Source organism: Streptomyces sp. SCSIO 75703 (assembly GCF_036607905.1).
Lineage (GTDB): Bacteria > Actinomycetota > Actinomycetes > Streptomycetales > Streptomycetaceae > Streptomyces.
This window is the reverse complement of the sequence record NZ_CP144555.1, coordinates 4,071,127-4,090,692: the sequence shown is the minus strand read 5'-3', so window position 1 is coordinate 4,090,692 and position 19,566 is coordinate 4,071,127. Positions and strand designations below refer to the sequence as shown.

Here is a 19,566-nt window from a genome sequence, read left to right as displayed (position 1 = left end):
TCCCGCCGCCGCTCGGCTCACCGCGCGCCCCGCTCCCGCCGCCGCTCGGCTCACCGCGCGCCCCGCTCCCGCCGCCGCTCGGCTCACCGGGCGCCCCGCCCCCCGTTGCCGCCCCCGGCCGGCAAAAGCGCCTTCAGCGCTCTTGCGAGGGATTCGCAACAACCTCATCATCGAGACGTGCACGTACCCGACGGATTCATCGACGCCCCGACGTCCGCCGTGACCGCCGTCGTCGCGGCGGGCGCCGTCGCGGTCAGCCTGCGCGGCGCCCGCCGCGAGCTGGACGAACGCACCGCGCCCCTGGCGGGCCTGGTCGCCGCGTTCCTCTTCGCGGTCCAGATGCTCAACTTCCCCGTGGCCGCCGGCACCAGCGGCCACCTGCTCGGCGGCGCGCTCGCCGCGATCCTCGTGGGCCCGTACACCGGCGTCCTGTGCGTCAGCGTCGTCCTGCTGATGCAGGGCATCCTCTTCGCCGACGGCGGGCTGAGCGCGCTCGGCGTCAACATCCTCGACATGGCGGTCGTCACCACCGTCACCGGCTACGCCGTCTTCCGGGGCCTGGTGACCCTGCTGCCGCGCGGACGCCGGCCGGTCACCGCCGCCTCCTTCGTGGCCGCCCTGGTCTCCGTCCCGGCCGCCGCCCTCGCCTTCACCCTGCTCTACCGGATCGGCGGCACCACCGACATCGCCATCGGCCGGGTCGCCACCGCCATGGTCGGCGTGCACGTCCTGATCGGCCTCGGCGAGGCCGTGATCACCGCCCTGACCGTCGCCGCCGTGATCGCCGTCCGCCCCGACCTGGTGTACGGCGCCCGGGGCCTGCGCCGCCCGCTGCGGCTGCGGGTCGGCGGCGAACTGGTCGACGCACCCGGACCGGAGCCGGCCGCCCCCGCCGCCCGCTCCCACCGCGCCGTGTGGATCACCGGCCTGGTCACCTCCCTGGTCCTCGCCGGCTTCGTCAGCTTCTACGCCTCCGCCCACCCCGACGGACTGGAGAAGGTCGCCTCCGACAAGGGCCTCGACGCCAAGGCCCGCGAACACGCCACCTCCCGCTCCCCGCTCGCCGAGTACGGCGTCAGGGACATCACGGACGCCCGGGTCTCCGGCGGACTCGCCGGGGTGATCGGCGTCGGCGTCACCGTCGTCGCCGGCAGCACCGTCTTCCGGGTCCTGCGCCGGCGCCGGCGCAGGTGCGCCTCCCCCGCCGACCCCACCGCCCCGGACGCCTGACATGGGCGCGGGCCACGCACACCGGCTCCACCGGCCCGGGACCTCCCGGGTGCACACCCTGCCGCCGCACACCAAGCTCGCCGCCGTCCTCGCCTTCGTGGTCGTCGTGGTCTGTACCCCGCGCGAGGCGGTGTGGGCCTTCGCCCTCTACGCGGCCCTGCTCACCGGGGTCGCCGCCGCGGCCCGCGTCCCGCCCGGCTTCCTGCTGCGCCGGCTGCTGATCGAGGTGCCGTTCGTCGCCTTCGCGCTGCTCATGCCGTTCGTCGCCCAGGGCCCGCGGACCGAGGTGCTCGGCCTCTCGCTGAGCGTGAGCGGACTGTGGGGCGCCTGGAACGTCCTCGCCAAGGGAACCCTGGGCGTCGCCGCCTCCGTCCTGCTCGCCGCCACCACCCCGCTGCGCGACCTGCTCCTCGGCCTCCAGCGGCTCCGGCTCCCCTCGCTGCTGGTCCAGATCGCCACCTTCATGATCCGTTACGGCGATCTGATCACCGACGAGATGCGGCGGATGCGCGTCGCCCGCGCCTCACGCGGCTTCGAGGCCCGGGGCGTACGCCACTGGGGCGTCCTCGCCGCCTCGGCGGGCGCCCTGTTCATCCGCTCCTACGAACGCGGCGAACGCGTCCACCTCGCCATGGTCAGCCGCGGCTACACCGGCACCCTGCCGGTGATCGACGAGGTGACCGCCTCCCGCGCCCAGTGGTCCCGCGCCCTCTCCCTGCCCGCCGCGGCCCTCGCGGTCTGCCTGCTGGGATGGACCCTGTGACCGGCTCCGCCGCCCCCGCCCCGCCCGCCTCCCTGGAGGTGGCCGGCCTCGCCTTCGCCTACCCCGACGGACACCAGGCCCTGTTCGGAGTCGACTTCCGCGTCGAACGCGGCGAGCGGGTCGCGCTGCTCGGCCCCAACGGCGCCGGCAAGACCACCCTCGTCCTCCACCTCAACGGCATCCTCACCGCCGGCGCGGGCGCCGTCACGGTCGCCGGACTCCCCGTGGACACACGGAACATGGCGGAGATCCGGCGCCGGGTCGGCATCGTCTTCCAGGACCCCGACGACCAGCTCTTCATGCCGACCGTGCGCGAGGACGTGGCCTTCGGACCGGCGGCGGCCGGGCTCCGGGGCGCGGAGCTGGAGGCGCGGGTGGAACGGGCGCTCGCCCTGGTCGGCATGGCCGGCTCCGGGCACCGGCCCCCGCACCACCTCTCCTTCGGCCAGCGGCGCCGGGTGGCGGTGGCGACCGTGCTCGCCATGGAGCCGGAGATCCTCGTCCTGGACGAGCCCTCCTCCAACCTCGACCCGGCCTCGCGCCGCGAACTCGCCGACATCCTGCGCGCCCTGGACGTCACCGTCCTCATGGTCACCCACGACCTGCCCTACGCGCTGGAGCTGTGCCCGCGGGCGCTGATCCTCTCCGACGGGGTGATCGCCGCCGACGGTCCCACCGCCGGACTGCTGGGCGACGGCGCGCTGATGCGCGCCCACCGGCTGGAACTGCCCTACGGCTTCGATCCCCGGACGGTCGCCCCGCGCGCCTGAGGAATCGCCGCCCGGCCCGTGGTGTTGCACCCTTCGTCGCAGACGCCGGGCGGGAAGGACACGGGGACGTGGAAGTGGACGTGCGGGGCACGGTCGAGGGGGGCTTCGAAGGGGTCCGGGACGCCTTCGCCCGGAACTTCGCCGTCCGCGGGGAGCGCGGGGCGGCCGTCGCCGTCTACCGGGACGGCCGCAAGGTCGTCGACCTGTGGGGCGGCACGAGGGACGTCGACGGCACCGAGCCCTGGCAGCCGGGCACCGCCCAGGTCATCCGCTCGGCGACCAAGGGCGTCGCCGCGGTCGTCCCGCTGCTGCTGCACCAACGCGGGGTGCTCGACCTGGACGCCCCGGTCGCCACGTACTGGCCCGGGTTCAAGGCCCACGGCAAGGAGCGCGTCCTCGTCCGGCACCTGCTGAACCACCGCGCCGGGCTCCCGGTCCTCGACACCCCGCTCACCCCGCGGGAGGCGCTGGACCCGCTGCGGGGCATCGAGGCGGTCGCCGCGCAGGCGCCCGTGTGGGAGCCGGGCACCGCTCACGGCTACCACGCGCTGACCCACGGCTGGCTGCTGGACGGGCTAGTCCGCCACGCGGCGGACGGACGGGACACCGGAGCCTGGGTCGCGGACGAGATCGCCGGCCCGCTCGGCGCCGCGCTGTGGCTGGGCCTGCCGCCCGCCGAGGAGGCCGCGGGCCGCGCCGGCCGCGTCGGGCCCGTCGAGGACACCGAGCCGGCCGGCGGACTGCGGCTGCGCCCCAGGCGTTCCGTCGCCGAGGCGCAGCGCGACCCGGAGTCGCTCACCCGCCGGGCCTTCACCGCCGTCTTTCCGGCCCCCGACCCGAACGACCCGGCCCACCGGGCCGCCGTCCAGCCCGCCGCGGGCGGCATCGCCACCGCCGGGGGGCTGGCCCGCTTCTACGCGGCCCTGATCGGCGAGGTCGACGGTGTGCGCCTCCTCGACGCGCAGACGCTGGCGCGGGCCCGCGCGGAGGAGTCGGCGGGCCCCGACCGGGTCCTCGTCGTGCCCACCCGGTTCGGCCTCGGCCACATGCTGCACGGCGCCGCGTCGCCGATGCTCTCCCCGGGCTCCTTCGGCCACCCGGGCAGGGGCGGCTCCCTCGGCTTCGCCGACCCGGAGTCGGGCATCGCCTTCGGCTACGTGACCAACGGCTTCCGCCGCACCGTCACCGCGGACCCGCGGGCCCAGGCCCTGGTCGCGGCGGTGCGGGCGGCGCTCGGCGGACGCTGACGGGGCGGGGCCGGCGCCCCTGGCGGGCACCGGCCCCGGACGGACTTCCCCCGGGACCGACGGTCAGACGTGGATGGGGTGGGAGATCCGCCCCGACGCCTCGTCGATCTCGCCGTGCGCCTTGGTGAGCAACTGCATCGCCAGTTCGTTCAGCGCCCGGGCCCCGGCGACCTCCTCGCCGACGCGCGGCTGGTGGCTGTCGACCCGGTGACGGCTGGCGTGCCCGTGCGCCCGGACCTCGGTGCCGTCGGGCAAGCGCACCATGGCGACGGCTTTGGTGTGCCGTTCGTCCTCCATGAACTCCATCTCGACGTGCCATCCCACCGTCGTGTGCATCATGACTGTTCACCTCCGGAAGACCTCCTTCCAGGGTGCGCCTCCCGGGCGTCCGGCGCAGCCCGCGCCGGTCGGGGGGCCGGCGGCGGGCCCCGCGCCGGTACGGTCCGGGTCCGGCCGGCACCCCGCGCGCCCGCCCCGGCTCACCCGGCGCGCAGCATCAGCCCGATCCCCACGACCAGCAGCCCGGCCGCCACGATCCGGGGCCCGCCGAACCGTTCCCGGAAGAACACCGCCCCGATCGCCGCGCCGGCCAGGATCGACGACTCGCGCAGGGCCGCGATCGGGGCGAGGGGGGCGCGGGTCTGCGCCCACAGCACCAGGGCGTACGCGGTGACCGACAGGACCGCGCCGAGCAGCCCGAGGGCGGCGTCGGGCCTGAGCATCGGCCAGGCGGCGGCCCGGTGGCGGGCCAGGAACAGGGCCGGCAGGACGGTGCCCTGGACGGTCATGAGCCAGGCGATGTAGCCGAGGGAGGAGCCGGAGGCGCGGACGCCCAGCCCGTCCACGACGGTGTAGACGGCGATGGTCACGCCGGTGGCCAGGGCCGCGCCGATCGCCGCCCAGTCGGGCCGGCGCCCGCGCAGCCCCCACAGGGCGACGCCGGTCAGCCCCGCGCAGGAGAGCACGACGCCCGCCGCCGCCCAGCCGCCGGGCACCTCGTGGGCGAAGACGGCGGCGAGCAGGGTCACCAGCAGCGGCGCGGTGCCGCGGGCGATGGGGTACGCCTGCCCGAAGTCGCCGAGCCGGAAGGACCGCATCAGCAGCGCGTAGTAGGCGATGTGGACGGCCGCGGAGGCCAGCAGGTACGGCCACGCGCCGGCCGCCGGGAACGCCGTGAACGGGAGCAGGGCGAGCCCGATCAGCAGTCCCCCGCCCGAGATGAGCGTGAAGCCGCTCAGCTTGTCGGGGATGCGGTGCGCGATGGCGTTCCAGCAGGCGTGGGTGAGCGCGGCCAGCAGGACGGCGGCCGTGACGCCCGGGGTCACGAAGTGCGCTCGCGCACGTCCACGAGGGCGGCTCCGGCGGTGGTGATCAGCTCCTTGGGCTCCATCGGGAACACCGTGTGCGGGTCGCCGGCGGCGGCCCAGACCACGTCGTGCGCGAGCAGGGAGCGGTCGGCGAGGACCCGGGTGCGGCTGCGGTGGCCGAAGGGCGGCACACCGCCGATGGCGTACCCGGTCGTCTCCCGTACGAGGTCGGCCTTGGCCCGGGTGACCTTCTCGGCGCCGAGTTCCTCGCGGACCCGGTCCAGGTCGACGCGGGAGGCGCCGTCCATGAGGACGAGGACCGGGACGCCGTCGGCGGCGAAGATCAGCGACTTGCAGATCTGGCTCAGCTCGCAGCCGATCGCGGCGGCGGCCTCGGCGGCGGTGCGGGTGGAGTCCGGGAAGCGGCGGGCGCGCTCGGCCAGTTCACCGAGCCCGAGCGTCCGGAGGGCGTCGGCGAAGCGGGGGTGGGCGGGGGAGGTGCCGTCGGTCGTGGTCATGGGGGGCACGGTAGCGGGACGCGGGCGCCGGGGGCGACCGGGTCGGCCGGCGGCCCCGCGGCGCCCGCACGGGCGGAGACGGAAGCCGGTGAGGGCCGTCCCGTCCCCACGGGGCCCTCACCGGCTGGTCTGCCGTCGGAAGCGGTGGCGCGTCAGGCGCGGGCCAGCTCCCGGTCGCCGTCCGGGTCGGCCGGACCGGTCTCGGCGGTGCGCAGGCCCTCGCCCTCGACGTCGACGTTGGGCAGCGCGCGGTCCAGCCACTTCGGCAGCCACCAGGCCCGCTTGCCCAGCAGGGCGAGGACCGCGGGGACGATGGCCATGCGCACGATGAACGCGTCGAAGAGGACGGCGACCGCGAGGCCGAAGCCGATCATCTTGACCATGGACTCGCTGGAGCCGATGAAGCCGGCGAAGACCGCGATCATGATGACCGCCGCCGCGGTGACCACCCGGGCGCCGTGCCGGAAGCCGGTGACCACCGCCTGGCCGGGCGACTCGCCGTGGACGTGGGCCTCGCGCATCCGGGTCACGAGGAAGACCTCGTAGTCCATGGCCAGTCCGAAGACCACGCCGACCATGAAGATCGGCATCATCGACATGACCGGGCCGGTCTCCTCGACGCCCATCACGGCGGACAGCCAGCCCCACTGGAAGACCGCGACGACCGCGCCGAGCGCCGCCAGGACGGACAGCAGGAAGCCGAGGGCCGCCTTGAGCGGGACGAGGATCGAGCGGAAGACCACGATCAGCAGCAGGAAGGCCAGGCCCACCACCAGCACCAGGTAGGGCAGCAGCGCGTCGTTGAGCTTCTCGCTGACGTCGATGTTCATCGCGGTCGAGCCGGTGACCAGGACCTCGGCGCCGGAGTCGGCCTTGAGGGAGGCGCCCGCGTCGCGGATGGCGTGGACCAGGTCCTCGGTCTCGGTGGAGGACGGCTTGGAGTCCGGGATGACGGTGATCATCGCGGTGTCGCCGGCCTTGTTGGGCTGGGCCGGGGTCACCGCCATGACGTCCTCCAGGCCCTTGATCTCGTCGCCGACCCTGGTGAAGGCGTCCTGGGGGGACGTGCTGTCCTTGGCGTCGACGACGACCATCAGCGGACCGTTGAACCCGGGGCCGAAGCCCTCGGAGAGCAGGTCGTAGGCCCGGCGCTGGGTGGTCGAGGTCGGCTGGGCGCCGTCGTCGGGCAGGCCGAGGGCGAGCGAGGACGCGGGGATCGCGGCGGCGCCGAGCCCGATGACGCCCACCAGCAGGACGACGACGGGACGCCGGATGACGAAGCGGGCCCAGCGGGTGCCCAGGTTGGCCCGGGCGGGTCCGGCGTCCGCGCCCGTCCCGCCCTCCGCCGCCCCGGCACCGCGGCGGAGGGCCAGCCGGCTCTTGGCACCGGCGGGCCTGACCTTGGCGCCGGCGTAGCCGAGCAGCGCGGGGATCAGGGTGAGGGCGATGAGGACCGCGATGGCGACCGTGCCGGCGGCGGCGACACCCATCTTGGTGAGCAGGGGGATGTTGACGACGGCGAGGCCCACCAGGGCGATGACGACGGTGAGTCCGGCGAAGACCACGGCGGAGCCGGCGGTGCCGGTGGCGCGGCCGGCCGCGTCCTCGCGTTCGCGGCCCTCGGCCAGTTCGGCGCGGTAGCGGGAGACGATGAAGAGGGCGTAGTCGATGCCGACGGCGAGGCCGATCATCATCGCCAGGATGGAGGTGGTGGAGCCCAGTTCCAGCACGCCGGCGAGCGCGGTGATCGTCGAGACGCCGATGCCGACGCCGATCAGCGCGGTGATCAACGGCAGGCCGGCCGCGATGAGCGAGCCGAAGGTGACGACGAGGACGACCGCGGCGACGCCGATGCCGATGACCTCGGTGGCGCCGGTCTCCGGGACCGCCTGGAGCGCGTCGCCGCCGATCTCGACGGTCAGCCCGGCGCTCCGGGCGTTCTGGGCGGCTTCCTGGAGGGCGTCCTTGCTGGAGTCGTCGAGTTCCATGCCGGGGGCGTCGTAGCGCACCGAGGCGTAGGCGATGGTGCCGTCCTGGCTGACGGCCTGGGACTGGTACGGGTCGGCGACCGCGACGACCTCGGAGCCGTCGGCCAGTTCGCCGACGGCCTTGTCGACGACGGACTTGTTGGCCGGGTCGGTCATCTTCTGGTCCGCGGGGGCCTTGAAGACGACGCGGGCCGTCGCCCCGTCCGCGCTCTGTCCGGGGAAGCGCTGTTCCAGCAGGTCGAAGGCGCGCTGCGCCTCGGTTCCCGGGATGGAGAAGGAGCCGTTGCCGGCCGGTGGCGCCTGGGCGGCGCCGACCCCGGCGAGGGTCAGGAGCGCCACCCAGATCAGGGCGACGAAGTGCCGTCGCCGGAAGGCGAACCGGCCGAGTTTGTAGAGGAACGTGGCCACGAGGACGTTCTCCCAGTCAGGTCGTGGGGTCTTCAGGGCAGGGGTGATCAGCCCGACGACGTTGGGGATACCTCCCGGGCCCTGCGGGCCGCGGGGAGGCGACGTCAGTGGGGGGCTTGACTGCGGGGACGGTCAGGAAGCGGTGGGGACGCCGAGGGCGGGGAGCATCACGGCGTCGATGTAGGAGGACAGGAAGGCCCGGGTGGGCGGCTGGTCCTCCAGCAGGGTGCGGGTGGCGAACCCGCCGACCAACATGTGGACGAGGAATTCCAGGGCGGGGCAGTCCGCTCTGATCTCGCCGCGGTCGACGGCCCGGTCCAGTACGCGCCGGAAGTCGGCCATCTCCGGTTCGATGAGCTGTTCCCGGAAGGCCTGGCGCAGGTCCGGGTTCTGGTGGAGCGCCATGGCCACGCCCCGCATGAGCGCGGAGTTGCGCTCCATGACGCAGTCGTCCTCGCGGGACGTCAGGGCGTGCAGGTCGCCGCGGAGCGATCCGGTGTCGATGTCGCCGATCTCGACGGGCTTGTCGTGCCGGATGGCCTTGACGACGAGTTCGGCCTTGCCGCCCCACTGGCGGTAGAGCGTGGCCTTGCTGGATCTCGTGCGGGCGGCGACGGCGTCCATGGTGAGGGCGTCGTAGCCGACCTCGCGAAGCAGGTCGAGGACGGCGTCGTACAGCTCGGCCTCGCGTTCGGGAGTGATCCGGCTGCGGCGTGGTGCGGTGGCCCCGGCCATCTCGCTCTCCTCTCGCTCGGCGGCGCTCGCTCCGGTGGAACGACACCGTTTCGTACACGACGACGATAGCGCAGCCCACTAGCGAAACGAAACGGTTTCGTACGTGGCCTGGGTCACGGTTGTCGGGCACCCATAAGTTGCCGGGCTCCGGGGCGCGGCGAAGCATGGAGCGGTGAGTTATCTGCGCCTACCGCACCTGCACGGGGACCTGCTCTGCTTCGTCGCCGAGGACGACCTCTGGATCGCGCCCCTGGACGGTCCGGGCCGGGCCTGGCGGCTCACCGTCGACCGCACCAAGGCCGGGCACCCCCGCTTCTCCCCCGACGGCCGGCAGATCGCCTACACGAGCTGGCGCAGCCTGGAGCCGGAGGTCCACGTGGTGCCGGTGGACGACGGCCCCGGACGGCAGCTCACCCACTGGGGCAGCTTCGACACCCGCGTCTGCGGCTGGACCCCGCCCGGACCGGACGGCGCCGCCGACATCCTCGCCGTCGCCTCGCACGGCGAACCCTTCTCGTACCTGACCTGGGCCTACCAGCTCTCCCCCGACGGCGACCCCGGCCGCAAACTGCCCTGGGGACCGGTCACCGACATCCAGGCCGCCGACCTCGACGGCCGGTGCCGCACCCTGCTCCTGACCGGCACCCCGCCGCACGAACCGGCCGCCTGGAAGCGCTACCGGGGCGGGGCGACCGGCCGGCTCTGGCTGGACGGGCGGCGCCTGCTCCCCGGTCTCGGCGGGCACCTGCACTCCCCCATGCTCGTCGGGGGCCGGGTCGCCTTCCTCTCCGACCACGAGGGCGTCGGCAACCTCTACTCCTGCGCCCACGACGGCACCGGCCTGCGCCGCCACACCGACCACGACGCCTGCTACGCCCGGCACGCGTCGAGCGACGGCACCCGGGTGGTGTACCAGTGCGCGGGCGACCTGTGGATCGTCGACGACCTCGCCCCCGACTCCGTGCCGCGGCGGCTGGACGTCCGGCTGAGCGGGCCGCGCGCGGGACGGCGCCCGTACCAGGTGCCGGCCGCGCACCACGTGGGCGGGCTCTCCGTCGACGAGACGGGCCGGGCGAGCGCGGTCGTCGTCCGGGGCAGCCTGTACTGGCTCACCCACCGCGACGGGCCGGCCCGCACGATCGCGGACACCCCGGGCGTACGGGTGCGGCTGCCGGAGATGCTGGGGGCGAGCGGCCGGGTCGCCTACGTGACCGACGCGGAGGGCGAGGACGCCGTCGAGATCGCCCACCTGCCCCGGGCGACCGGCGGCCGGGAGGTGCGGCGGCTGGCCTCCGGAGAGCTGGGCCGGGTGCTGGAGCTGGTGTCCGACCCGGAGGGCGAACGGCTCGCGGTCGCCTCGCACGACGGCCGGCTGCTGCTGCTGGACGTCGCCGACGACACCCAGGCCGCGGGCCCGCCCCCGGTCCCGGACGAGACCGGGACGGCCGACGGCCCCGGAGCCGGCCCGGACACCGGGGACGCCGGGGCGCTCGGCCCCGGCGGCGGGGTCACGGAGCTGATCCGCTCGGTCAACGGGCCGGTGCGCGACCTCGCCTTCTCCCCGGACGGGGCCTGGCTGACGTGGTCCCACCCCGGGATCGGCCGCTCGCTGCGGCAGATCAAGATGGCCCGCATCGCCGACGGGGACGGACCGCTCGTCGTCGACGTGACCAACGGCCGCTTCGAGGACGAGAACCCGGTCTTCACCCGCGACGGCCGCTACCTCGCCTTCCTGTCCTGGCGCGGCTTCGACCCGGTCTACGACGTGCACACCGGCGACCTGTCCTTCCCGCTGGGCTGCCGCCCCTACCTCGTCCCGCTGTCGTCGGCGACGCCGTCCCCCTTCGCGCTGAACCCCGAGGGCCGTCCGGCCGCCGGCGGGCTGGACCCGGTGGAGGACGAGGGCGGCGAGGGCGGCGCGGTGACCGTGGAGACGGAGGGGCTGGAGGCCCGGGTGACGCCGTTCCCGGTGACCGCGTCCAAGTACTCGGCGCTGCACCCGGTCGCGGGCGGCGGACTGGTCTGGCTGCGCTGGCCGATCTCCGGCGCGCTCGGCGAGACCTTCGCCAACCCGGACGACCCGAGCGAACGGCCCACTCTGGAGCACTTCAGCCCGGCCAAGGCGAAGAAGTCCGAACTCGTCGCCCACCTCGACTGGTTCCAGGTCAGCGGCGACGGCACCCGGCTGGTGGTGCTGGACGAGGGGGACCTGCGGGCGGTCCCCGCCACCGAGCCGGGCGACGGCGACTCCACCACCTGGATCGACCTGCGCCGCATCCTGCACCAGGTCGACCCGGCCGCCGAGTGGCGCCAGTCGTACGAGGAGGCGGGCCGGCTCATCCGGGCCTACTTCTGGGACCCGGGCATGTGCGGCATCGACTGGGACGCGGTGCTCGACCAGTACCGCCCGCTGGTCGAACGCGTCGCCTCCCCCGACGAGTTCGCCGACCTGCTCCGGGAGGTCCTGGGCGAGCTGGGCACGTCGCACGCCTACGTGTCCGCCGCCCGGCGCAACGAGGGGCCGGCCTCCTACCAGCGCTGGCAGGGCCTGCTCGGCGCCAACTTCGTCTCCCGGGACGGCCGGTGGACGGTCAAGCGCATCCTGCCCGGCGACTCCTCGGACTCGCGGGCCCGCTCGCCGCTGGCCGGCACCGGCATCCGGGACGGCGCGGTCCTCACCCACGTCGACGGCCGGCCCGTGGACCCGGTGGCCGGCCCCTCCCCGCTGCTGGCGGGCGCGGGCGGGACGACGGTGGAGCTGACCTTCGAGCAGCCCGCCGCCCCACCGCCCCCGGCCCGGGGGCTGCCCGAACTCCCCGGCAACCCGGAGGTCCCGGCCGCCACGGACGTGGCGCGGGTCGCGGAGGGGGCCGGGGCACCCCGGACGGCGGGTCCGCCGCGCCGGGTCGCCGTCGTGCCCCTCGTCGACGAACGCCCGCTGCGCTACCAGGACTGGGTCGCCAAACGCCGCGAGGTGGTCCGGGAGTTGAGCGGCGGACGCTGCGGCTACCTGCACATCCCGGACATGGGCGGCTCCGGCTGGGCCCAGTTCAACCGCGACCTGCGCATGGAGGTGTCCCGGCCCGCCCTCATCGTGGACGTGCGCGGCAACGCGGGCGGCCACATCAGCGAACTGGTCGTCGAGAAGCTCACCCGCACCATCCTCGGCTGGGACCTCACGCGGGACGCGCAGCCCGTGTCGTACGCCTCCAACGCCCCGCGGGGCCCGGTGGTGGCCCTCGCCGACGAGGCGACCTCCTCCGACGGCGACATGATCACGGCGGCGTTCAAGCTGCTCTCGCTCGGGCCCGTGGTCGGACAGCGCACCTGGGGCGGGGTGGTCGGCATGACCGGACGCCACCGGCTGGGCGACGGCACGGTGATCACGGTGCCGATGAACGCCGCCTGGTTCGACGCGTACGGCTGGTCCGTGGAGAACCACGGCGTCGCCCCCGACGTGGAGGCGCTGCGCACGCCCCTGGACTGGGCCGAGGGCCGCTACACGGTGCTGGACGAGGCGGTGCGGATCGCGCTGGAGCTGCTGGAGACCGAGCCGCCGGCGTCGCCGCCCGACTACGGCGACGTACCCGACCGCTCCCGTCCGCCGCTGCCGCCGCGCCGGTAGGGGCAGGGCGGGCGGAAGGGGCGCTCCCCGTGCGGCGGGGAGCGCCCCTTCGGTGCGGCCGGCGCGTCAGGCGTCGCGGTCCTGCGAGAAGCGGTCGTCCGGCTCGCGGCGCGAGGGCTGGTCCCTCTCGTCGTCGTCGCGGCGGCCTCGGTCGCGTATCTGCTCCTTGGCCTGCTCGGCACGCTGCTTGCCCTGCTGCTGCATGCGCTCGGCCTTGTCCTGGAACTGGTCCTTGATACCCATGAGGGTCAACTCCTGTGCTGATCGGGGCCGGCCGGATCGGCCGGGCCCGCTCAGCGTCACACGGGCGGTGACCCTCCGCATGTCGATCAGTGACGCACCGTGGTGCGGTGCTTCTCGTCGGCCGCGCCGCCCGCCCCGACCAGTCCGGTGCCCATGCCGGTCAGCCGGTCCGCGACGCGCCGCACCTCGCGCTGCCCGACGGTCCCGATGACCGACGGCAGGCAGCCGCGCACCCCCTGCATGCCGCGCAGCCACCACTGCCCGTACACGTGGGCGGAGCGCCGCTCGATGCCCTCGACGAGGCGGTCGACGGCCGGCCCGAGCGGATACGTCTTGTTCGACGGCCAGGGCAGCCGCTGCCGCAACTCCCGCATCACGTCGTCCCGGTCGGCGCCGCGCACCATGTCGGTGTCGGTCCACGAGAGGTAGCCGACGCCGACCTTGACGCCCCGGTGCCCGACCTCGGCCCGCAGGCAGTGGGCGTACGCCTCCACACCGGACTTGGAGGCGCAGTACGCGGTCATCATGGGCGCGGGGGTGATCGCGGCGAGGGAGGCGATCTGGAGCAGGTAGCCGCGGCTGCGCAGCAGGGCGGGCAGGAAGGCGCGGGCGGTGACCGCCGAGCCGACGAGGTTGACCTCGATCACCCGGCGCCAGGACTCCGGGTCGGAGTCGGCGAACGGGCCGCCGGTGGCGACGCCCGCGTTGGCGACCACGATGTCGATCCGGCCGAAGCGTTCCTCGGCCTCCTCGGCGACGCGGGCCATCGCCTCGGCGTCGGTGACGTCGGCGTCCCAGCAGGCGCTCTCGCCGTGCAGCCGCCCGGCGACCTCCCGCAGGGCGTCCGGCTCCAGTCCGACGAGCGCGACGCGCACGCCGCGCGCCGAGAGCTTGCGGGCCAGCAGCTCTCCGACGCCGCGGGCGGCCCCGGTGATGACGGCGACCCGTCCTTCCAGGTTCACCCTGGTCATGCGTCCTCCTTGGCGGGTACGGCGGCCCTGGCGGGCAGATGGGCGGCGGCGAGGGCGCGCAGCGTCGAGGTGACGAGGTCGGGCGCCTCCACCGGGGTCATGTGGCCGACCCCGGGCAGTTCGGTGAGGCCGGTGCACCGGGGCAGGCGGGCGGCGAGCGCGCGGGCGTGCACGGGCGGCGTGAGCCGGTCGGCGGTGCCGACGACGATCTCCACGGGAAGGTCCAGCGCGGGCACGCGCTCGTCGAGGTCGAGCCCGTCCAGCACCCGCGACCAGGCGTGCCGGACGTCGCGCGGGCAGGCGTGCACGACGCGGGCGCAGGCGTCGACCATCCGCGGTGCCGCACCGGGGCCCATGGTCCCGTACTTGAGGATCGCGCGGGACAGCGGCGTGACCGGGCCGAGCGGGGCGCGGGAGCCGAGCGCCCGCCGGGTGAGCCAGGTGCGGGCCCGGCCGGGCGGCAGCGGGAACAGGGTGGCGGAGGCGACCAGCCGGGAGCCGCCGGTGCTGCACAGCAGGACGGCGGCGGCGCGGACGCTCAGCGAGGGCCGGCCGGCGGCGGCCAGCACCGTCATGCCGCCCATCGAGTGCCCGCCGATCACGGCCCGTTCGCCGGGCGCGAGCACCGCCTCCAGGACGGCTTCCAGGTCGTCGGCGAGGGCCTCGGTGCCGCACGCCGCGCTCGCCGGGCTGCGGCCGTGGCCGCGCTGGTCGTAGGCGATGACGCGGTGGTCGGCGGCGAGGGCGCGGATCTGGGCGGCCCAGAAGGCGGTGGAGCAGGTCCAGCCGTGCGAGAGGACGATCGCGGGGGCGCCTTCGGGGCCGTGCACCTCGACGTGGAGCCGGGCCCCGTCGGCGGAGACGACGGTGAGTTCGCGGGCGGGGGCGGGCGGGGTGTGGGGCCCGTCGGCGGCGCGGGTCAGGCGGCTCACGCGCCCACCTCCACGCTCTCGTCGGCGCCGGGGGCGACGGCGGCGGGGGCGGGCCGCAGCACCGCGTACTCGGCGAGGTCGACGCGCCGGGTCTCGCGCCGGAACTCGGCGGTGGTGCCGGGCCAGATGGTGGTGTTGCGGCCGCTGGGGTCGAGGTACCAGCTCGTGCAGCCGCCGGTGTTCCACACGGTGCGCTCCATCCGCTGCTGCACCCGGTCGTTCCAGGCGCGCACGGCTTCGGGCCGGGGGTCGAGGGCCACCCGGCCGCCGAGGACGTCGAGTTGGCGCAGGTAGTCGGCCATGTAGTTCAACTGGGACTCGATCATGAGGATCATGGAGGAGTTCCCCAGGCCGGTGTTGGGCCCGATGATCGTCATCCAGTTGGGGAAGCCGGCCGCGGCGGCGCCGCGCAGCGCCCGCATGCCGCCCTTCCAGGTCTCGGCGAGGGTGCGGCCGTCGGCGCCCACCACCCGGTCGGCGATGGGCATGTCGGTGACGTGGAAGCCGGTGCCGAAGACGATGGCGTCGGCCTCGGCCTCGGTGCCGTCGGCGGCGACCAGGGTGGAGCCGCGGACCTCGGCGAGGCCGGAGGCGACCACGTCCACGTTGGGGCGGGCGAGCGCCGGGTAGTAGTCGTTGGAGAGCAGGATGCGCTTGCAGCCGATGCGGTAGTCGGGGGTGAGCTTGGCGCGCAGGGCCGGGTCCTTGATGGCGGAGGCCATGTTGCGCCGGGCGATCCGCTCGACGAAGCCCAGTTGCCCGGGGTGCTTGGTGAACGCCTGCACCTGGAGTTCGCGGATGCCCCAGAGCAGCCCGCGGCGCAGCTTGGCGGTGACGGGCAGGGCCCGGTGCAGGGCGCGTTCGGCGCCGCCGATGGCCCGGTCCATGCGGGGCATGACCCAGGCGGGGGTGCGCTGGAAGAGGGTCAGCCGGGAGACCCGCGGCTGGAGGAAGGGGACGATCTGGATGGCGGAGGCGCCGGTGCCGATCATGGCGACGCGCTCGCCGGTCAGGTCGTGGTCGTGGTCCCAGCGGGCCGAGTGGAAGACCTTGCCGGGGAAGGTGTCCAGGCCGGGGATGTCCGGGGTGCGGGGGTCGGAGAGCGGGCCGGTGGCGGACACGACGACGTCGGCGGTGAGTTCGCCGCTCGCGGTCGTCAGCTCCCAGCGCAGCCGCCCGGGGTCCCACGCCATCCGCTCGACCTCGGCGCCGAAGCGCAGGTGGGGGCGGAGGCCGAAGGTGTCGGCGACGCGCTCCAGGTAGGCCCGGATGTGCGGCTGCCCGGAGAAGGTGCGCGGCCAGTCGGGGTTGGGCGCGAAGGAGAAGGAGTACAGGTGGGAGGGCACGTCGCAGGCGCATCCCGGATAGCTGTTGTCCCGCCAGGTGCCGCCCACGCCGTCGGCCCGTTCGAGGACGACGAAGTCGGTGATCCCCTCGCGGCGCAGCCGCACGGCGGCCCCGAGTCCGCCGAAGCCGGACCCGATCACCGCCACCCGTACGTGTTCTCGTGCCTGCTCGTGCTCGGCCATCCCGAAGCCTCCACGCGTCGCCGGAACCACGCCAGTGAACACTGGCGCAATGGGAGCGTAGAACAGCGCCGTACCGATGGGTAGGGGGCGGGACGAGGAAAGTTACCGGCGGTACGACTTAAGGTCGGGGAGTGACCGAGAAGCGCGAATACCGCATGGAGGAGCTGGCCCGGCTGGCCGGCGTCACGGTGCGCACCCTGCGCTTCTACCGCGAACGCAAACTGCTCCCGCCACCCCGCCGCGAGGGCCGCATCGCCTGGTACGACGACCACCACCTGGCCCGCCTGCGCACCATCGCGGCGCTGCTGGAGCGCGGGCACACCCTGAACGGCATAGCGGAGCTGGCCGACGCCTTCGACCACGGCCGCGACGTCGGCGACCTGCTGGGGGTGGGCGAGCCCACCGAGGAGACCCCGGTCCGCCTCACCCCGCAGGAACTGGCGGCGCGCTTCGAGGGCGAGGTCACCCCGGAGAACCTGGCCGCCGCGATGGAACTGGGGTACGTCGGCACCGACGGCGACCAGATCGTCCACATCAGCAACCGCCTCCTGGACGTCTCCTCCGCCCTGGTCCGCGAGGGCATCCCCCTCGCCGAGGTGCTCGGCGCCGGCCGCCGGGTACGCGAGCACGCCGACGCCCTGGCCGCGCTCTTCGCCGACCTGGTCCTGCGCCACGCCCCCGACCCCGACCTGCACCGCCTGCGCCCCCTGGCCCGCAGCGTGGTGGAGGCGGAACTCTCCCTCGCCCTGGACCGCCGGATACGGCGGGCGGACGGAGCGGCGGGCGAGGGGGGCGGCGACCGGCCGGGGGCGGAAGGCGGCCCGGGGGACGGCGCGGGGGACGCGGGCCCGGGGAGCGCGCCGCGCGGGTCCGCGGGGGACGCGGGCCCGCGCGGGGAGCCCTACACGTCGTAGACGACGGTGACGGGCGCGTGGTCGGACCAGCGCTCGGTGTGCGAGGCGGCCCGCTCGACGTACGCCTTGACGGCGCGGGCGGCGAGACCCGGCGTCGCCGCCTGGAGGTCGATGCGCCAGCCCGTGTCGTTGTCGAAGGCCCGGCCCCGGTAGGACCACCACGAGTAGGGCCCCTCGACGCCCGGGTGCAGGGCGCGCACGACATCGACGTACCCGCCGTCGGCCGGGTCGAGGACACGGCTCAGCCAGGCGCGCTCCTCGGGGAGGAAACCGGAGTTCTTGGTGTTGCCGCGCCAGTTCTTGAGGTCGGCCTGCTCGTGCGCGATGTTCCAGTCGCCGCAGACGACGACCTCGCGCCCGTCGGCGGCGGCCCGCTCGCGCAGCTCCTTGAGGTGGCCGAGGAAGGCGTCCATGAAGCGGATCTTCTCGTCCTGCCGCTCCGTGCCGACCTCGCCCGAGGGCAGGTAGAGGGAGGCGATCGTCACACCGGGCAGGTCCGCCTCGACGTACCGGCCGCTGTTCTCGAACTCCGCCGAGCCGAAGCCGACCCGGACCCGGTCGGGCTCGCGGCGGGTGTAGAGGGAGACGCCGGCCCGGCCCTTGGCCTCGGCGGGGACGTGCGTGACGTGCCAGCCCTCGGGGGCGCGGACGTGCTCGGGGAGCTGGTGCGGCTCGGCCCGCACCTCCTGGAGGCACAGCGCGTCGGCAGGGGTGTCCGCGAGCCACTCCACGAAGCCCTTCCTGGCGGCGGCGCGCAGACCATTGACGTTGACGGAGGTCACGGTGAGCATCCCGGCACGATACCGGCACACTGGACGGTGTCCCGCTCCGGGACCGCATCGACCCACGGAAGGCAGCATGGACATCCGCCCGGTCCCCTTCGACCACCCCGACGCGCTGAAGCTCAACGACGAGGTACAGGCCGAGTACGACGTGCGCTACGGCGACGGCGGCGACGCCACCCACCTGAGCCCGTTGGACTTCGCCCCGCCGCACGGGCTGTACCTCCTCGCGTACGACGACAAAGGCGTCCCGGTCGCCTCCGGCGGCTGGCGCGGCCAGGACGCCAACGACGAGGGCAACCTCGACGGGGACGCGGAACTGAAGCGGATGTTCGTGATCGAGCAGATGCGCGGGCGCGGCCTGGCCCGGCGCATCCTGGCACTGCTGGAGGAGGACGCGCGCGCGGCGGGCCGCGTCCGCATGGTCCTGGAGACCGGCACGAAGCAGCCCGAGGCGGTCGCCCTGTACGCCTCCAGCGGCTACGCCCCCTGCGAGAAGTTCGGCTACTACCGCCACCACGAGGAGAGCCTCTGCTACGCCAAGACCCTCGCCCGCCCCTGACCCGGCCGCCCGCCGGGGCGACCGGCCGCCCGGTGACGGACGGTGGCCCCAGCCGCCCGGTGACGTCAGGCGGGCAGCGTGGCGGGCCAGTCGGTCAGCGCGCGGTTGGCCTCCCCGGGACGCTCCTGCTGGATCCAGTGGCCGCAGCCCTCCAGGACGCGGGACGTGACCAGGCCCGGCAGGGTGACGGGGTACGCCTCGATCGCGCCGGCCAGCCAGGTCGTGGAGGCGTCCCGGGCGCCGCCGAGGAACGGGGACGGCTGCGTGAGGGGGCGCCGTGGAAGGCGGCGGGGTCCGCCCAGTCGCGGTCCATGTTCCGGTAGCGGTTCAGCGCCCCGGGCAGACCGGTCCGTTCGAACTCCCCGGCGTGGACGTCGAGGTTCCGCTCGCCGAGCCAGCCGGGCAGCCGCCCGGTGGGGGTGGAGGCTCGTAGTCCTCGGGTATCCGGCCCAGGGTGGTCACTCCGCCCGGCAGACGGAGCAGCAGCACGTCGGCTCATCGGAAGCCTTCCGAACGGGGCGCGGAGCGGTCAGCGCGGGCGGAGTTGCTCGCCGGACGGCTCGGGCAGCAGCGTGCTCCGCAGCCGCCGGATCACCGCGTGCCAGGGCCCGGCGCCCGACTCCTCCCACAGCTCCAGCAGTTCGGACGGTTCGGTGACGACCCGGTCGACGGCTCGCAGGGCCGGCCCGCGCAGACCGGTGAGGTCGGGCAGGGGCTCCTCGGGCGCGTAGGCGGAACGCACGGGGTCGCCCCCCGGGCACTGCGCGGCGACGAGGGCGGCGGCGGCCACGGCCACCTCTGCCTCCTCGGCGTCGAGGTAGCCCTCGGTACCGGTCACGGAGGCGAGGGCGGCCCGGATCACGCCCTCCCGCTCCTCGGCGGCCACGTCGTCGAGGCCACCGCAGAAGTCCGCCGCGGTGTCGTTGTCGAAGGGGCCGCTGTCCCACGTACCCATGGTTCCTCCCGGATCACGCCGTCACTCGACGCATCCTGACACCCGCCACCGACAACACCCCTCGCCACCCGCCACCGAACCGCCCGT

Annotated in this window: 18 protein-coding genes and 1 pseudogene; 7 read left to right on the top strand and 12 right to left on the bottom strand. The window is 74.9% G+C overall.

Annotated elements, in window-relative coordinates; all coding sequences use genetic code 11:
- Nucleotides 1-177: 177 nt before the first annotated feature.
- From VM636_RS18040 to VM636_RS18025, 4 genes are all read left to right on the top strand, one after another.
- Nucleotides 178-1,230 carry an energy-coupling factor ABC transporter permease gene (locus tag VM636_RS18040; protein WP_053914139.1) on the top strand — a complete coding sequence of 351 codons (1,053 nt, stop codon included), beginning with the start codon at nt 178-180 and terminating at the stop codon, nt 1,228-1,230.
- Nucleotide 1,231: 1 nt separating this feature from the next.
- Complete coding sequence (gene cbiQ / locus VM636_RS18035; RefSeq protein WP_338485158.1) at nt 1,232-1,993, top strand: cobalt ECF transporter T component CbiQ; 762 nt, start codon at nt 1,232-1,234, stop codon at nt 1,991-1,993.
- On the top strand, nt 1,981-2,763 hold the full coding sequence (locus VM636_RS18030) for an ABC transporter ATP-binding protein (protein WP_053914138.1): 783 nt from the start codon (nt 1,981-1,983) through the stop codon (nt 2,761-2,763). The genes cbiQ and VM636_RS18030 overlap by 13 nt, the downstream gene beginning before the upstream one ends.
- Before the next feature lie 74 nt (nt 2,764-2,837).
- Entirely contained in the window at nt 2,838-4,010 is a 1,173-nt protein-coding gene (locus tag VM636_RS18025) for a serine hydrolase domain-containing protein (RefSeq protein ID WP_030419630.1), read from the top strand.
- Between the two features lie 63 nt (nt 4,011-4,073).
- Here the strand turns inward: VM636_RS18025 and VM636_RS18020 are convergent, their stop codons facing one another.
- The 5 genes from VM636_RS18020 to VM636_RS18000 all read right to left on the bottom strand — a co-directional run bounded on the left by VM636_RS18020 (nt 4,074) and on the right by VM636_RS18000 (nt 8,966).
- On the bottom strand, nt 4,074-4,349 hold the full coding sequence (locus VM636_RS18020; RefSeq protein ID WP_030419631.1) for a DUF1876 domain-containing protein: 276 nt from the start codon (nt 4,347-4,349) through the stop codon (nt 4,074-4,076).
- Nucleotides 4,350-4,489: 140 nt separating this feature from the next.
- Entirely contained in the window at nt 4,490-5,335 is an 846-nt protein-coding gene (locus tag VM636_RS18015) for a DMT family transporter (RefSeq protein ID WP_030419632.1), read from the bottom strand.
- Complete coding sequence (locus VM636_RS18010) at nt 5,332-5,835, bottom strand: YbaK/EbsC family protein (RefSeq protein ID WP_030419633.1); 504 nt, start codon at nt 5,833-5,835, stop codon at nt 5,332-5,334. The genes VM636_RS18015 and VM636_RS18010 overlap by 4 nt, the downstream gene beginning before the upstream one ends.
- A gap of 152 nt (nt 5,836-5,987) precedes the next feature.
- On the bottom strand, nt 5,988-8,231 hold the full coding sequence (locus VM636_RS18005; RefSeq protein WP_030419634.1) for an MMPL family transporter: 2,244 nt from the start codon (nt 8,229-8,231) through the stop codon (nt 5,988-5,990).
- 132 nt (nt 8,232-8,363) lie between these two features.
- On the bottom strand, nt 8,364-8,966 hold the full coding sequence (locus VM636_RS18000; RefSeq protein WP_030419635.1) for a TetR/AcrR family transcriptional regulator: 603 nt from the start codon (nt 8,964-8,966) through the stop codon (nt 8,364-8,366).
- 172 nt (nt 8,967-9,138) lie between these two features.
- Between VM636_RS18000 and VM636_RS17995 the strand changes: the two genes are divergently transcribed.
- A complete protein-coding gene (locus VM636_RS17995; protein WP_338485157.1) occupies nt 9,139-12,591 on the top strand; it encodes a S41 family peptidase in 3,453 nt (1,150 codons plus the stop codon).
- Between the two features lie 66 nt (nt 12,592-12,657).
- On the opposite strand, the gene VM636_RS17990 is transcribed toward VM636_RS17995, so the two are convergent.
- The 4 genes from VM636_RS17990 to VM636_RS17975 all read right to left on the bottom strand — a co-directional run bounded on the left by VM636_RS17990 (nt 12,658) and on the right by VM636_RS17975 (nt 16,266).
- A complete protein-coding gene (locus tag VM636_RS17990) occupies nt 12,658-12,834 on the bottom strand; it encodes a hypothetical protein (protein WP_078855844.1) in 177 nt (58 codons plus the stop codon).
- Nucleotides 12,835-12,920: 86 nt separating this feature from the next.
- Nucleotides 12,921-13,805, bottom strand: a complete 885-nt coding sequence (locus VM636_RS17985) for an SDR family oxidoreductase (RefSeq protein ID WP_030419637.1) — start codon at nt 13,803-13,805, stop codon at nt 12,921-12,923.
- Nucleotides 13,802-14,737, bottom strand: a complete 936-nt coding sequence (locus tag VM636_RS17980; protein ID WP_053914136.1) for an alpha/beta hydrolase — start codon at nt 14,735-14,737, stop codon at nt 13,802-13,804. Before VM636_RS17980 ends, VM636_RS17985 begins: the two co-directional genes overlap by 4 nt.
- Nucleotides 14,734-16,266 carry an NAD(P)/FAD-dependent oxidoreductase gene (locus VM636_RS17975; RefSeq protein WP_338485156.1) on the bottom strand — a complete coding sequence of 511 codons (1,533 nt, stop codon included), beginning with the start codon at nt 16,264-16,266 and terminating at the stop codon, nt 14,734-14,736. The genes VM636_RS17980 and VM636_RS17975 overlap by 4 nt, the downstream gene beginning before the upstream one ends.
- A 131-nt stretch (nt 16,267-16,397) precedes the next feature.
- Between VM636_RS17975 and VM636_RS17970 the strand changes: the two genes are divergently transcribed.
- Complete coding sequence (locus tag VM636_RS17970; protein WP_053914134.1) at nt 16,398-17,180, top strand: MerR family transcriptional regulator; 783 nt, start codon at nt 16,398-16,400, stop codon at nt 17,178-17,180.
- On the opposite strand, the gene VM636_RS17965 is transcribed toward VM636_RS17970, so the two are convergent.
- Nucleotides 17,168-17,971 carry an exodeoxyribonuclease III gene (locus VM636_RS17965; protein ID WP_030419641.1) on the bottom strand — a complete coding sequence of 268 codons (804 nt, stop codon included), beginning with the start codon at nt 17,969-17,971 and terminating at the stop codon, nt 17,168-17,170. The two genes, VM636_RS17970 and VM636_RS17965, sit on opposite strands and share 13 nt — an antisense overlap.
- A gap of 67 nt (nt 17,972-18,038) precedes the next feature.
- Between VM636_RS17965 and VM636_RS17960 the strand changes: the two genes are divergently transcribed.
- Complete coding sequence (locus VM636_RS17960) at nt 18,039-18,524, top strand: GNAT family N-acetyltransferase (protein WP_030419642.1); 486 nt, start codon at nt 18,039-18,041, stop codon at nt 18,522-18,524.
- A 65-nt stretch (nt 18,525-18,589) separates the two neighbouring features.
- Here VM636_RS17960 and VM636_RS17955 read toward each other — a convergent pair.
- A pseudogene (locus VM636_RS17955) lies at nt 18,590-18,942 on the bottom strand (alpha/beta hydrolase); the annotation flags it as partial.
- A gap of 111 nt (nt 18,943-19,053) precedes the next feature.
- The gene (locus VM636_RS17950; RefSeq protein ID WP_338485155.1) at nt 19,054-19,479 is read right to left on the bottom strand and encodes a DUF4259 domain-containing protein; all 426 of its coding nucleotides are present in this window, start codon (nt 19,477-19,479) and stop codon (nt 19,054-19,056) included.
- Nucleotides 19,480-19,566 lie beyond the last annotated feature (87 nt).

Coding starts and splice junctions, on each gene's coding strand:
- cbiQ (WP_338485158.1), top strand. CDS start 1,232: ATGGGCGCGGGCCACGCACACCGGCTCCACCGGCCCGGGACCTCCCGG.
- VM636_RS18030 (WP_053914138.1), top strand. CDS start 1,981: ATGGACCCTGTGACCGGCTCCGCCGCCCCCGCCCCGCCCGCCTCCCTG.
- VM636_RS18020 (WP_030419631.1), bottom strand. CDS start 4,349: ATGATGCACACGACGGTGGGATGGCACGTCGAGATGGAGTTCATGGAG.
- VM636_RS17950 (WP_338485155.1), bottom strand. CDS start 19,479: ATGGGTACGTGGGACAGCGGCCCCTTCGACAACGACACCGCGGCGGAC.
- VM636_RS17975 (WP_338485156.1), bottom strand. CDS start 16,266: ATGGCCGAGCACGAGCAGGCACGAGAACACGTACGGGTGGCGGTGATC.
- VM636_RS17965 (WP_030419641.1), bottom strand. CDS start 17,971: ATGCTCACCGTGACCTCCGTCAACGTCAATGGTCTGCGCGCCGCCGCC.
- VM636_RS17960 (WP_030419642.1), top strand. CDS start 18,039: ATGGACATCCGCCCGGTCCCCTTCGACCACCCCGACGCGCTGAAGCTC.
- VM636_RS18000 (WP_030419635.1), bottom strand. CDS start 8,966: ATGGCCGGGGCCACCGCACCACGCCGCAGCCGGATCACTCCCGAACGC.
- VM636_RS17990 (WP_078855844.1), bottom strand. CDS start 12,834: ATGGGTATCAAGGACCAGTTCCAGGACAAGGCCGAGCGCATGCAGCAG.
- VM636_RS18010 (WP_030419633.1), bottom strand. CDS start 5,835: ATGACCACGACCGACGGCACCTCCCCCGCCCACCCCCGCTTCGCCGAC.
- VM636_RS17985 (WP_030419637.1), bottom strand. CDS start 13,805: ATGACCAGGGTGAACCTGGAAGGACGGGTCGCCGTCATCACCGGGGCC.